The organism is Bacteroidales bacterium (assembly GCA_017521245.1).
GTDB lineage: Bacteria > Bacteroidota > Bacteroidia > Bacteroidales > G3-4614 > Caccoplasma_A.
The window spans coordinates 21,120-35,253 of sequence record JAFXDI010000022.1 but is presented as its reverse complement, the minus strand read 5'-3'; the positions used below and the strand labels follow the sequence as shown (position 1 = coordinate 35,253).

Genomic DNA, 14,134 nt, shown 5'->3' with positions numbered 1-14,134 from the left:
TGGCGATGTAACAATAGAGGCAGTCTTCACAGGACCCGACTTGGTAGGAATCGCAGATGCAGATGCAGAAGCAGTTCAAGTATATGCTACTGACGGCGTAATCTATATCAATGGTTACGAGGGAGAAGTTAAAGTTGTAAACATTAGTGGCCAAGTTGTAAAAGAGTTTGTTGCTAATGGCAATGCAGAGGTATCTATTGCACAAGGAATCTACTTCGTAGTAAGCGGAGACCAAGTAACAAAAGTTGTGGTTAAGTAAGAGTAAAAGCCAAGAGATTGGCTTTTACCGAACGACAACAAGTTAGAGGTTAAAGACCTCAAAGTTGTGGTAAAGTAAGAGTTTGATTAATTATCTTTGTGGGGACGTGGTCTGCCACGTCTGTCCAGAAAAATTAATCATTTACTAACAATAACCTAACAGGGGTTACACTTTTGAGTGTAACCCCTGTTTTATCTAATGACCTTAATAACTAAAAAGCAGAATGAAATTTTACCAAACCATTAATAGGCGAAGATTCAATTTTTGTGATTGATATATTAAGACTTTGAGCAACTTCATTTAATATATTTTTGTAGTAGTAGGCAATAGAACCAATAAAAGCAATATTATTAGTTTGGTAATCATATTGCATAACATTGCGAATAAAGAATTCTTTAAAACTGGCGAATACAATATTATAAATACTTGGGTTATCTATATGCTTATAAATATGAGGAGATAGAGATGCCAAGAATCTATTAGGGAAAGCTTTTCGATAAACTCTATCAATAATCTCCCCTTGAGTAAGGCTGCTTTCATATAAGAATTGTTCTTTTAACTCTTCTCCAAACTGATTTTTTAGCAGACCACCAATAAATAATCTGCCTATAACAGCACCGCTGCCCTCGTCGCCAAGAATAAATCCCAAAGGAGATATATTTCTTTCTATAATATCTCCATTGTAATAGCAGGAGTTTGAACCTGTACCAAGAATACAGGCAATACCTTTCTCTCTACCAAACAATGCACGAGCAGCACCCAATAGATCAGAGTTAACCTCAATTAAAGTGTTACTATCAACAATCTCCGAAATAGAACATTTAACAACCTCTCTTTTCTCAGGAGTGCATCCGGCACCATAAAAATATATGGCAGAAATTTTATCAACAGAATCCAACTCTGATAAAACCTGTTTAATCTTCTCTGTTATCTCCTCTTTGCTCTCAAAGTATGGGTTAATGCCTTTTGATTTAATACATTTAATTATAATACCATCCTCAACAAAACACCACTCTGTTTTGGTAGAACCACTGTCAGCAATAACAATCATTGGTTATATATTATATGTTTATATACAAAATTATAAACAAAAAAGTATTATCTTCGCAAAAACAAATAAAAAAACAATGTTGAGTAAAGCAAAAATAAAATTTATACGAGCTCTTTCTCAAAAGAAGGAGCGATATGAACAAAAACTATTTATTGCAGAAGGCGATAAATTGGTAGGCGATACTCTCTCATTGTTTAATTGTAAATTATTGGTAGCAACCCCCGAGTGGTTGCAAACTCACAATACCACATCTTGCAACGAGGTTATAGAGGCAACCCACGATGAGATAGCAAAAGCATCGCTTATGCAATCGCCACAAAATGTTATAGCCGTTTATGAGATGCCACAAAACACTATTGCACCTGATGAACTAAAAGGGAAATTGCTGTTGGCATTAGATTGTGTTCAAGATCCGGGTAATTTAGGAACAATAGTTCGTATAGCCGATTGGTATGGAATAGATACAATACTCTGTTCCGAAGGCTGTGCCGATATTTACAATCCCAAAACCATACAGGCAACAATGGGAGCACTGGCGAGGGTGAAGGTAGTATATGTAAATCTTGCTGAAACACTTAAAAATATCAACAAACCTATATACGGAACATTCCTTGACGGCGAGAATATTTATGATACATCGCTAACCAACGATGCCGTTATTGTAATGGGTAACGAAGGAAACGGAATATCAAAAGAGATAGAAGAGTTGGTGACAAAAAAAATTCTACTTCCGCCATACCCAATAGGTAGAGAAAAAGTAGAATCCCTAAACGTTGCAGTAGCCACCGCCATCACTTGTGCAGAGTTCCGTAGAAGCAGTTGTTAGTTTTCGGCTAAAGCCCCTTCTTTTTTGCTTCATCCCAAAGAGAATCCATCTCTGTGAGGTTACTCTCTTTAAATGATTTGCCTTGTTCTGTCAAGCACTTCTCAACATAGTTAAAACGGCGAGTAAATTTTTGGTTTGTTCTCTCAAGAGCATTTTCCGGGTTAATCTTATACAAACGACCTGCATTTATAAGAGAGAATAACAAATCTCCAAATTCAGCCTCTGTTTTATCAGCATCACCACACTTAATCTCCTCTTCAAATTCACTTATCTCTTCTCTGACTTTATCCCAAACATCCTCTCTGTTTTCCCAATCAAAACCAACATTTCTGGCTTTATCTTGTATGCGATAAGCTTTAACTAAAGCGGGGAGGGCAGTAGGAACACCACCCAAAACGGTTTTATTTCCGCCCTTCTCTTTGAGTTTAATCTCCTCCCAACTCTTCTCAACTTGTCCGGCACTATTTGCAACAGCCTCGCCAAACACATGAGGATGACGGAAAATAAGTTTATCACAAAGAGCATCGCAAACATCGGCAATATCAAAAGAACCTTTCTCGCTACCAATTTTTGCATAAAAAACAATATGCAATAGCAAGTCTCCAAGTTCCTTCTTTATATTTATCTCATCATTATTGGTTATAGCCTCACAAAGTTCGTATGTCTCTTCAATTGTGTTTGCCCTTAAACTTTCGTTAGTCTGTTTTCTGTCCCATGGACATTTTTCACGAAGTTCATCCATAACATCAAGCAATCTTTCAAAAGCCTTTAATTGAAGTTCTCTTCTCTTGTTCATCCTCTTTACATTAAAAATGTTACATATAGTGCAAAATTAATAATTAAAATTGAAAAGGTTATGCTAAAAATGTAGTATCTTCGCATTAATATATGAATAACAATATAACAATGTTAAGTACAATTATATCGGAGCAAGAGCAAAATCTGTTGCAGCAAGCAATAGAGAAGAGTCACAATGTAGTGATTGTTGCGCACGTTGCCCCTGATGGTGATGCTGTTGGCTCTTCTTTAGCATTGCGTGGAGTATTGTTGCAGTTAGGTAAACAAGTAGAGGTTGTTATGCCCGATGCACTACCAAAATCAATAATGTTCTTGCAAGGAGCTCCTGATATAAATATATACAAAAACAATACAGAGAGTTGTAAAGAGATTATTGCAAATGCAGATACTATCTTCTGTTTAGATTTTAACGAGCCAAAACGAGTAGATTTAATGCAAGAAGATTTAGTAAAAGCTAAAGCCTATAAGGTGATGATTGATCACCATATCCACCCTTCGGATTTCTGTAACTTAATAATCTCATACCCTCAAATATCATCAACATCACTATTGGTTTACAAAATCTTGAATCAATTAGGATTAGAGGAAAAGGTTCAAAAATCAGAGGCAGAGGCAATATATACAGGAATGATGACCGATACAGGAAATTTCTCCTATAACTCAAACGATTCTGATATATATATTGCAATATCTCAATTGTTGCAAAGAGGAATAGATAAAGATGAGATATACAAAATAGTTTGTAACACTTCAACAATCAGCAAACTAAAACTCAACTCTTATGCAATATCAGAGAAGATGGAAATCCTTGAAGGTGGTGTTGCAATAATAACCCTTACACGTAGTGAACTAAATAGATACTCATATCAAAAGGGAGATACCGAAGGCTTAGTAAATCAACCTTTGGGAATAGAGGGCGTGAATGTCTCTATATTTTTCCGAGAAGAGAGCGATTATGTAAAAGTATCATTACGCTCCGTTGGAGAGTATGCAGTAAACATAATTGCTTCTGAGTTGTATAATGGAGGAGGGCATAAGAATGCCTCAGGAGGCGAGTTCTTTGGGACAATCTGTGAAGCAGTAACTCTCTTAAAGAGTCAAATAAACAAATACATATAGTAAAACTAATGAGTAGTAAAATTTTTAATAGAGTAATAATTTTTTTAATATCACTTATAACTATATCACTAACGGCGTGTGATAAAACAGTGACTTATGCCGATTTGTTAGACCAAGAACGAAAGTCAATAAGTAAGTTCTTGAAGTACGGAGGCATATACACCGAAGAGTTGCCGGCAGATACATCACTAATAAAGGTCTCTGGAACTCGTAATGCTATCTCAACAAAAGTTCCCTTTTATGAATTAGAGAATGATGTATATATGCAAGTGATAGATAAAGGAAACGGACGTACCATAAAAGAGGGGGAGAGAGTATATTTTCGTTTCTTAAGAGTTAACTTGAATACATGGGCAACAGCTCCTTACGATATTAAAATGTTTGATATGAATAACGGCGGAGTAGGAAATTTTTACTATCCCGATATAAACGAATATTGTTTTGATTATATTCAAGATTATAATGTTCCTATGTCGCAATATTACGATTATAGATTAGGTATAGAGTATCCATTGGCACATCTATATGATAGAGCAAAAGTCTATTTGATATTACCCTCAAAGGTGGGATTTTCTGAGAGTGTGTCATCAGTTGTACCATATTTATATTACATAGAATATACAATTGCAAAAAACTAAAACTTTAGAACTATGTCATTAATTAAATCAATTTCAGGAATTAGAGGAACAATCGGCGGAGAACCAGGAGATTGTTTAACCCCATTAGATGTAATAAAATTTACATCAGCCTATGCAACATTTATTAAAAAAACGACAAAGGTTACAACTAATAAGATAGTAGTTGGTCGTGATGCTCGTATATCAGGCGATATGGTATATTCATGCGTAGCAGGAGCATTGACAGGAATGGGATTTGATGTTATAAACATTGGATTGGCAACAACACCTACAACTGAGATGGCAGTAGTTATGGAGGGTGCTTGCGGAGGTATAATATTAACAGCAAGTCACAACCCCAAACAATGGAATGCTCTAAAACTTTTAAACGAAAAAGGAGAGTTCTTGAATGCGGCAGAAGGAAAAGAAGTTTTAGAAATTGCGGCGGCAGAGAGTTTTGAGTATGCCGATGTTGACTCTCTTGGAAAAGAGATAAAAAACGATACATATACAGCACGTCATATCGAAGCGGTATTAAACTTACCACTTGTAGATGCAGAGGCAATCAAAAAAGCAAATTTCAGTGTAGCAATTGATTGCGTAAATTCAGTAGGAGGAGTAGCAATACCCGAGTTACTTGAGGCATTAGGAGTAACAAAAGTAGAGAAATTGTTCTGCACACCAAACGGACAATTTCCTCACAATCCAGAGCCACTCCCTCAACACTTGACAGAAATCTCATCTTTAATGAAAAAAGGAGGCGTAGATGTAGGATTTGTAGTTGATCCAGATGTTGACCGTTTAGCAATAATATGTGAAGATGGCGAAATGTTTGGAGAGGAGTACACTCTTGTAGCATGTGCCGATTATGTATTGCAAAACACACTTGGAAACACAGTGTCAAATATGAGTTCTTCAAGAGCATTACGCGATGTTACACAAGCAATGGGAGCATCATACTCACCAGCAGCAGTAGGAGAGGTTAACGTTGTAACAAAAATGAAAGAGACAAACGCTATAATCGGTGGCGAGGGTAATGGAGGAGTAATCTATCCTGAACTTCACTATGGACGTGATGCTCTTGTTGGAGTAGCTCTTTTCTTAACTTATCTTGCAAAATGCGGTAAAAAAGTTAGTGAACTACGTGCAGGATATCCTCAATACTCAATAGCAAAAAAACGTCTTGATTTAACACCTACAATGGATATAGATAAGATATTTGAGGCTGTAAAAGAGAAATATGCTGAGTATGATGTAAACGATATTGACGGAATAAAAATAGACTTTCCTGATCGTTGGGTACAACTTCGCAAATCAAATACAGAACCAATAGTTCGTATATATGCCGAAGCAAAAACAATGGAGGAGGCAGAAAAGACAGCTGATGATATTATTGCAGTAATAAAATCGTTCGACTAATAAAAAGGTCTATTCTAATTTGTAATAAGATTATAATATAAAGTAAAAGAGTTCGGCATCACCGAACTCTTTTGCTTTGTATCTCATTTTATAAAGTTACTAAGTTAAGCAAATAACTCCTTAAAGTATTCCCATACAAACGCTATAAATTTTGAAATATATACAATTGCAGCAATTAGTAATATTGTAATTGTAAATATTAGAACAAGAGAGATAATTGCCTTTTTATTAACCTTATTGATAGTCTCTTTATCGTTGTTTACATAGCCAATAATAAGTTTTAGATTTTTGATATATGCCTTATTATAAAAATCTATTATGTTCCCAATAAAAAATGGAATCATACCAACGAGTGCGTCAATAAGGATATTGAGAGTTATGGCAAGTGTTAGAGGAATAGATCTTAACTTTATGGCAGAAACATATATCGATGGGATAGAGCATAGAGGAGGAATAATATCCCCGGCAATAGGAATAAATCCTATAATAGGGTCAATATAATATTTATCCATTAAGTTAGCAAGAGTGCAAACAAGTTTATAAGATTTAGAATTTTCAACCTTACAACTCTTTTTGTTTGTTATCTCTGTATAGTATGGTTTCTCCTCTTTTATCTCAATTTTGACAATAGTGGCACCTTTTGTCAAATTTGTAATGTGCTTTTTATAACCCTCTGAGTTGATAAACTCATTATAAGATTTACACTTTTCAAACTCTTTTTGTAACTCTAAGGAGACTTTTTCAATTTCCTCAATCTTGCAATTTACAATCACAAGCATATCATCACTCAGAACTATACCTTCACATTCACTCTTAAACGGTGTAATATCTGCCACATAACCATTAGAATCTATGCGTACAATATGGTTTTTAAGAATATTGCCATTGTAGCATACATTTCCTAAATACCCCTTTATCATATCTACTTCGTGTGTATTCTTTCAAGAGTAATACTATCAATATGAGTAACTCTCCATTCAGGTATTGCAGGAACATAGAAACTTCCCATAACTCTTCTTATAGAACCTTTGCTTTTAACTTCAATAGAGTCCCAGCCATTTTTGAAGATATTCTTTTTGGTGATAGTCGTTGAATCTCTACTCTCTTTTACAGCCAAAATAACATGCGATTCATAAGGACTATCTTCTCTTGAGGTAAGTTTGAATTTTAATTTAAACAAATCTCCATCTTTAAAATTGTCATCATACGGAACTGTAAAAGATAGTAAGTTATTATTAAGTCTGCCTTCAAAAATGTAGTGGGGATTTATGTTCCAAATATTAACAGTATCACCCGAACGTGTCATACCCGTAAACATATCCTTTTGGTTGTTCATAAGAGCCAGCAGAGAGTTATTCTCCTCTTGAAGTCGCATTATAACTTTATCGTAAATCTCAATATACTCTTCAAGATTTGCACCATACCAAACAATAGAGGTATCAAACTCAGCGCCAGTTACCCCATGTTTAGCATATATCGAATTTTTTACAGAGTCTTGAGCCAATTTATTATTAGCCAAATATTTACTATTCTCCATGTATGCCTCTGCTTTATGAATATCAACAAGCAGATTTTCCATAGTTTTAGGTTTAATAACATCTCCGGGAACTTTGCTGCAAGCAGCCAGAGTGATAGAAGAAACAACTAAGCTTATAATAAAAAATCGTTGCATTACTCTTTTTCTTTTGAAAATTCAAACGATAAAGATTTTCTGTAAAAAATCAAAACTAAAGCAATACCTATTGTGATTGCAGAATCGGCAATATTAAATACAGGTTCAAAGAACTCAAAGTATTCTCCACCCACAAAAGGAATCCAATCAGGCCAAACAAAACTGAATAGAGGGAAATATAGCATATCTACAACACGCCCATACATAAAATTGGCATAACCGCCCTCTGCGGGAAACAGAGTGGCAATCTCTGGAAATCTTGGAGCATTAAAGATTACACCATAAAAAAGACAATCAATAATATTTCCCAAAGCACCGGCAAAGATGAGAGATATAGAGATAAGATACCCTTTCTTTAAATTATTGTTTTTCTTAATAAGTTTGTAAATGTAGTACCCTATTAAGGTAATTGCAACAATTCTGAATATGGTCAAGAATAGTTTGCTACCCAACTCCATGCCAAATGCCATTCCATTGTTCTCAATAAAAAGAATCTTAAACCAAGAGAAAACATCAATGCTTTCCCCTAAATACATATTGGTTTTAACTAAGAATTTTGAAGTTTGGTCAATTATTAGAACCAATAAGATAACAATTACACTTAACCAAATATATTTACGTTGTGTTTTATTTATCATAATAAAATCTTAAAAAGAGAAGAGTATAACAATAGTCATAATTATCACATTGTTATACACTTCTCTTAAAGTTATTACCTCTATTTTACAATGATCTTTCCCTCTTCTGTTTTTTATCATCGGAGCGAAAATCGTTGTATTTATTACTTCCTGTTGTTTTTTGCATCCACTGATAATGTAGCGTGAGGAACGGCACGAAGTCTCTCCTTTGGTATCAGTTTACCGGTCTCGCGGCAAACACCATAAGTTTTGTTCTCAATTCTAATCAATGCAGCTTCAAGGTGTTGAATAAATTTCATTTGGCGTTGTGCTAATTGACCAGCCTCTTCTTTACTTAATGTAGAAGCACCCTCTTCTAAAACTTTAAAAGTAGGAGAAGTATCTGAAGTATCGTTTCCATCAGAATTAACGATAGCCGCTTTTAGGCTATTATAGTAATTATAAGCATCTTCAAGTTTCTCTTTGATTAATGCTTTAAACTCTTCAAGTTCCTCATCAGAATATCTTGTTTTTTCGCTCATAGTTTTTTAGTTTAAAAAAGGTTTATACTTACTCAATAACGCAACAAATCAAATAATGTTTATTAAACCAAGTTTGTTGTTGCAACAAATATATAAAATCAAACTTATATATGCAAGAAACAAAACTCTTAATTATAATAAGTATATAAACTTATAATATTAGCATTTGGTAATTGCAATCTTTAATACAAATCCGTCAAAGTCAATATCGGCTGCATTTTCTGGCATTGTATCCGAAACTGCAATACTATTTGCTAAAACTTGTTTAGCAATGTACTCTCCATAAACTTCAACAGCCTTGTCTGTCTCATCGTTCTTCTCAATAGTAACACAAATCTTATCGGTAATCTCTAAACCTCCAGACTTACGCATATTTTGAATACGATTAACTAGCTCACGCGCAATACCTTCTTGTTTCAACTCCTCAGTAACAGTTATGTCAAGAGCAACAGTAATATTACCTTCGTTGGCAACTAACCAACCGGGAATATCTTCTGAGATAATCTCAACATCGTTTAATTCAACAATAGCCTCTGTTCCCTCAATATCAAATTTAAATGAGCCCTCTTTCTCAAATACCGAGATATCGTGTTGCTCCATTTTAGCAATAGCAGCGGCAAGTTGTTTCATAATCTTACCATAACGAGGGCCAAGTTTCTTGAAGTCAGGCTTAACTCTCTTAACTAAGATACCTTCTGTATCATCAACAAACTTAATCTCTTTAACGTTAACCTCGTTTAAAACAAGTTCTTTGACTGCCTCTATTTGTGTTTTTTGTAACTCGCTAACAACTGGAACCATAATAGCAGTAAGAGGTTGTCTTACCTTAATGTTAACCTTTCTACGAAGAGCCAAAATCATCGAAGTCATATCTTGAGCAATCTTCATTCTCTCTTCAAGGTCTTTATTTATGAGAGCCTCATTACAAACTGGGAATAAACTCAAATGAACTGATTTGTCATCTCTTCCAGTAGCAGCTATCAAATCGCAATAAAGTTTGTCAGCAAAGAAAGGAGATATAGGAGCCATTAGCGAAGCAATAGTCTCCAAACAAGTATATAGAGTCTGGTAAGCCGAAAGTTTATCACTATTCATACTACCGCCCCAGAAACGTTTACGATTTAGGCGAACATACCAGTTACTCAAATTGTCGTTAACAAAATCTGAAATTGCACGACCTGCACGAGTAGGCTCATAGTTGTTATAATGCTCATCAACCTCCTTGATTAATGAGTTCAATAGAGATATAATCCATTGGTCAATCTCAGGACGCTCACTAACCGGAATCTCTGCTTCATTAAAGTTGAAGTTATCAACATTAGCATAAAGAGCAAAGAATGAGTATGTATTATAAAGAGTCCCAAAGAATTTACGGCGTACCTCTTCAACTCCATCAATATCAAATTTAAGGTTATCCCAAGGCGAAGAGTTTGTAATCATATACCAACGCAAAGGATCTGAACCATATTTCTCAATAGCACCAAAAGGATCAACCGCATTGCCCAAGCGTTTCGACATCTTATTGCCGTTCTTGTCAAGAACAAGACCATTAGAAACAACCGCTTTATAAGCAATGTTATCAAATACCATAGTACCTATTGCGTGCAGAGTAAAGAACCATCCACGTGTTTGGTCAACACCCTCAGCAATAAAGTCAGCAGGGAAAATCTTTCGGTCATCAAACAACTCTTTATTCTCAAAAGGATAGTGAACTTGAGCGTATGGCATAGCACCGGAGTCAAACCAGACATCAATCAAGTCGGTTTCACGTTTCATAGGTTTACCACTCTCCGAAACAAGAGTAATATCATCAACGTATGGACGGTGCAAATCAATCTTGTCATAATTTTCTGGAGAGTAGTCGCCGGGAACAAAGCCAACCACTTTGTATGGGTTTTCGCTCATAATACCAGCGGCAACAGCCTTCTCTATCTCGTCGTAAAGTTCCTCTACTGAGCCAATGCAAATCTCCTCGCCCTCTTCGCTACGCCAGATGGGCAGGGGAGTACCCCAGAAACGGCTGCGAGACAAGTTCCAGTCGTTAAGATTCTCCAACCATTTACCAAAGCGTCCTGTTCCAGTGGATTCAGGTTTCCAGTTAATAGTTTTGTTTAGTTCGCTCATACGCTCTTTGCAAGCAGTAGAACGGATAAACCAGCTATCCAAAGGATAGTATAATACAGGTTTGTCGGTACGCCAACAGTGAGGATAGTTGTGAATATGCTTTTCGATTTTGAATGCCTTATCCGAAGCCTTCATCATCATACATATAGCAATGTCCAAAGTCTCATCCTTATCAGTCAAGTTAGCATCGTATGCGTTCTTAACAAATCTGCCCTCAAACTCTTTGTAAAGTTCAACATTTACGCAGTTTTTAACAAACTCCTCATCAAGTTCCTCTATCAAATAGAATTTACCAGCGAGGTCAACCATTGGGCGAGTCTCGCCTTTTTTGTTAATCATGTGCAAAGGAGGAATACCTGCTGCTTTAGCAACAAATGCGTCATCAGCTCCAAAAGTGGGAGCAATGTGAACAATACCAGTACCATCTTCAGTGGTAACATAATCTCCGGGAATAACTCTGAACGCATTCTCTCCAGGATTTACCCAAGGAATAAGTTGCTCATATTTCATTCCCACAAGGTCGCTACCTTTGTATTCGGCAATAATGCGGTAAGGAACAACCTTGTCGCCTTGTTTATACTCTTCCATAGCAGCCTCAGCACCTTTTGGATTGAAGTGAGCAGCCACAAGAGCCTTTGCAAGAACAGCAGTTATAGGTTTTCCTGTATATGAGTTGTATGTTTGAATAGCAACATAATCAATCTTGTTACCCACACAAAGAGCAGTGTTTGAAGGCAAAGTCCAAGGAGTAGTTGTCCATGCCAAGAAGTAAGGAGTTCCCCATTTTGTCATCTCCTCTTTAGGATTAACAATCTTAAATTGAGCAACTGCAGTAGTATCTTTAACATCGCGATAACAACCGGGTTGGTTCAATTCGTGCGAACTCAAACCTGTTCCTGCTGCTGGTGAGTAAGGTTGAATAGTGTATCCTTTATAAAGTAAATCTTTGTTGTAAAGTTGTTTTAGTAACCACCAAAGAGTCTCAATATAGCGGTTGTCGTAGGTGATATATGGGTCATTCATATCAACCCAGTAACCCATTTTGTGAGTAAGGTCTTCCCACTCACGAGTATATTTCATAACCTCTTTACGACAAGCGGCATTATACTCTCCAACGCTTATGGTTTTACCAATATCCTCTTTTGTGATACCAAGAAGTTTTTCAACACCAAGTTCAACGGGCAAACCATGAGTATCCCATCCCGCTTTACGTTTAACTTGAAAACCTTTCATAGTTTTGTAACGGCAGAAAATATCTTTGATAGAACGAGCCATTACGTGGTGAATACCGGGCATACCATTAGCCGATGGAGGCCCCTCAAAAAACACAAACGAAGGAGCGCCCTCTCTGAGTTCATAACTCTTGGCGAACACGCCCTCTTTATCCCATTTCTCAAGGATTTCTTTATTTATTTCCGATAAATCGAATTTGTTATATTCAGCGAATTTCTTTTGCATAATATTACTATTATAATAATTAAGTTGCAAAATTACTTAAAATCAATGGTAAATGCAAGAGAAAATATTGATAGTTTTTCTTTTTATAACAAAAAGAGCGAAAAGTTTTATCTTCTCGCTCTTTATCTATACTTGACTGAGTTGTTTTGTTTAAAAAGCTCGTTAACTCACTATCTTTTTGTTACTTTTAACTACAAACCATCCACTGCATAAAAGAGTAAATATTAAACTCAAAATAACAGCAATGTTGTATTCTAAACCAGCACCTATTTTAGCATACAAAATGAATGTCAAAGTCATACAAGTCATAAACATAGCAGGTATGAAAGATATTAACCACCACCAACCATTTCGTTTAGTTTTTAGGAACATAGTGATAGCCCAAAGCGTTATAACTGCTAACACTTGATTACTCCATGCAAAGTATCGCCATATAATCTCAAAACCATCCTCGTTTGCAAGACTGAATATTAAAATTACAATGGCAATAGCAAACATAGGAACAGAAATGAGTAATCTGTTTTTAATACTCTTTTGTCCCATTTTAAGGAAGTCTGCTGTAATAAGACGAGCCGAGCGGAAGGCAGTATCTCCTGTTGATATAGGAGCAGCAATAACACCTAATATTGCTAAAAATCCACCAATCACACCAAGCCATTTGTATGAGATAATATGTACTATCGATGCGGCATCAGAGTTTACATTCGCATCTGTTATGCCAAAAAACTCTTGACCTTCGGGCGAAAAGAAGACTGTTGCCGCTGCTGCCCAAATAAGGGCAACAATACCTTCGGTAATCATAGCACCAAAAAATATAGGGCGACCTTGTTTCTCGTTACTCATACAACGAGCCATCATAGGCGATTGAGTAGCATGGAAACCTGATATTGCACCACAAGCAATACTAACAAACATCATAGGAAATATAGGATTACTCTCTGCCTTTGGGTGCATATTCTTAATGCCATCAGTAATCTCTGGAATATCAGGGAATGTAAAGAGCAGAACAGCCAAAATACCTATTGCCATAAAGAGCAAGGCAAACCCAAAAACAGGGTATATCTTACCAATTATTTTATCAATAGGGAATAGGGTAGCAACAATATAGTATGCAAAAATTACAAGAATCCAAAATGTTGCATCGAGGCTTTCAGGGGTAAGCATTGCAAGTAAATTAGCAGGTCCTGAAACAAACACCACTCCAACAATGATAAGCAGGATAAGAGTGAAAATTCTCATACCAATTTGAGCCGTATTACCCAAATATCTGCCAACAGTAGAGGGCAATCCCTCACCATTGTGGCGTAGCGACATCATACCTGCAAAATAGTCGTGCATTGCACCTGCAAAAATACACCCAAAAACAATCCATAAAAAAGAAGCGCTACCAAATTTGGCACCCATTATAGCACCAAAAATAGGACCTAATCCTGCAATATTCAAGAACTGAATAAGAAAGATTTTCCACTTAGGCATAACAATATAGTCAACGCCGTCTGCTTTCTCAACAGCAGGGGTTTTTCTATTCTCATCAACACCAAAAATGCGTTCACAAAGTTTACCGTATGTAAAATATGCAACAATAAGCAATGCAAGTGAAATACAAAAAGTTATCATCTTAATTCTGTAATG

The 14,134-nt window shown here is 36.0% G+C and carries 13 protein-coding genes; 5 read left to right on the top strand and 8 right to left on the bottom strand.

The window, feature by feature from the left end:
- Positions 1-259 (top strand): T9SS type A sorting domain-containing protein (locus IKK64_04650; protein ID MBR4119351.1); only part of this gene is annotated, 259 nt, incomplete at its 5' end.
- Positions 260-470: 211 nt separating this feature from the next.
- Here the strand turns inward: IKK64_04650 and IKK64_04645 are convergent.
- The gene (locus IKK64_04645; protein MBR4119350.1) at positions 471-1,310 is read right to left on the bottom strand and encodes an ATPase; all 840 of its coding nucleotides are present in this window, start codon (positions 1,308-1,310) and stop codon (positions 471-473) included.
- A 76-nt stretch (positions 1,311-1,386) separates the two neighbouring features.
- Here IKK64_04645 and IKK64_04640 point away from each other — a divergent pair, with 76 nt between their 5' ends.
- A complete protein-coding gene (locus IKK64_04640; protein ID MBR4119349.1) occupies positions 1,387-2,136 on the top strand; it encodes an RNA methyltransferase in 750 nt (249 codons plus the stop codon).
- 7 nt (positions 2,137-2,143) lie between these two features.
- Here IKK64_04640 and mazG read toward each other — a convergent pair whose 3' ends face one another.
- Positions 2,144-2,932, bottom strand: coding sequence for a nucleoside triphosphate pyrophosphohydrolase (gene mazG / locus IKK64_04635; protein ID MBR4119348.1), 789 nt, complete (start codon positions 2,930-2,932; stop codon positions 2,144-2,146).
- Between the two features lie 110 nt (positions 2,933-3,042).
- Here mazG and IKK64_04630 point away from each other — a divergent pair, with 110 nt between their 5' ends.
- The 3 genes from IKK64_04630 to glmM are packed head-to-tail and all read left to right on the top strand — an operon-like array spanning position 3,043 to position 6,089.
- The gene (locus IKK64_04630; GenBank protein ID MBR4119347.1) at positions 3,043-4,053 is read left to right on the top strand and encodes a bifunctional oligoribonuclease/PAP phosphatase NrnA; all 1,011 of its coding nucleotides are present in this window, start codon (positions 3,043-3,045) and stop codon (positions 4,051-4,053) included.
- An 8-nt stretch (positions 4,054-4,061) separates the two neighbouring features.
- Positions 4,062-4,691 (top strand): DUF4827 family protein, encoded by a 630-nt coding sequence (locus IKK64_04625; protein MBR4119346.1) that lies wholly within the window; start codon positions 4,062-4,064, stop codon positions 4,689-4,691.
- A 12-nt stretch (positions 4,692-4,703) separates the two neighbouring features.
- Positions 4,704-6,089, top strand: a complete 1,386-nt coding sequence (glmM, locus tag IKK64_04620) for a phosphoglucosamine mutase (GenBank protein MBR4119345.1) — start codon at positions 4,704-4,706, stop codon at positions 6,087-6,089.
- 104 nt (positions 6,090-6,193) lie between these two features.
- Here the strand turns inward: glmM and IKK64_04615 are convergent, their stop codons facing one another.
- The 6 genes from IKK64_04615 to IKK64_04590 form a co-directional block, all read right to left on the bottom strand.
- Entirely contained in the window at positions 6,194-7,009 is an 816-nt protein-coding gene (locus tag IKK64_04615; protein MBR4119344.1) for a DUF4112 domain-containing protein, read from the bottom strand.
- A gap of 2 nt (positions 7,010-7,011) precedes the next feature.
- On the bottom strand, positions 7,012-7,668 hold the full coding sequence (locus tag IKK64_04610) for a DUF4296 domain-containing protein (GenBank protein MBR4119343.1): 657 nt from the start codon (positions 7,666-7,668) through the stop codon (positions 7,012-7,014).
- Between the two features lie 92 nt (positions 7,669-7,760).
- On the bottom strand, positions 7,761-8,399 hold the full coding sequence (locus IKK64_04605) for a lipoprotein signal peptidase (protein MBR4119342.1): 639 nt from the start codon (positions 8,397-8,399) through the stop codon (positions 7,761-7,763).
- 143 nt (positions 8,400-8,542) lie between these two features.
- Positions 8,543-8,920 (bottom strand): TraR/DksA C4-type zinc finger protein, encoded by a 378-nt coding sequence (locus tag IKK64_04600; GenBank protein MBR4119341.1) that lies wholly within the window; start codon positions 8,918-8,920, stop codon positions 8,543-8,545.
- Between the two features lie 159 nt (positions 8,921-9,079).
- Positions 9,080-12,502, bottom strand: coding sequence for an isoleucine--tRNA ligase (locus IKK64_04595; GenBank protein MBR4119340.1), 3,423 nt, complete (start codon positions 12,500-12,502; stop codon positions 9,080-9,082).
- Positions 12,503-12,664: 162 nt separating this feature from the next.
- Entirely contained in the window at positions 12,665-14,119 is a 1,455-nt protein-coding gene (locus tag IKK64_04590; protein ID MBR4119339.1) for a carbon starvation protein A, read from the bottom strand.
- Between the last annotated feature and the right edge of the window lie 15 nt (positions 14,120-14,134).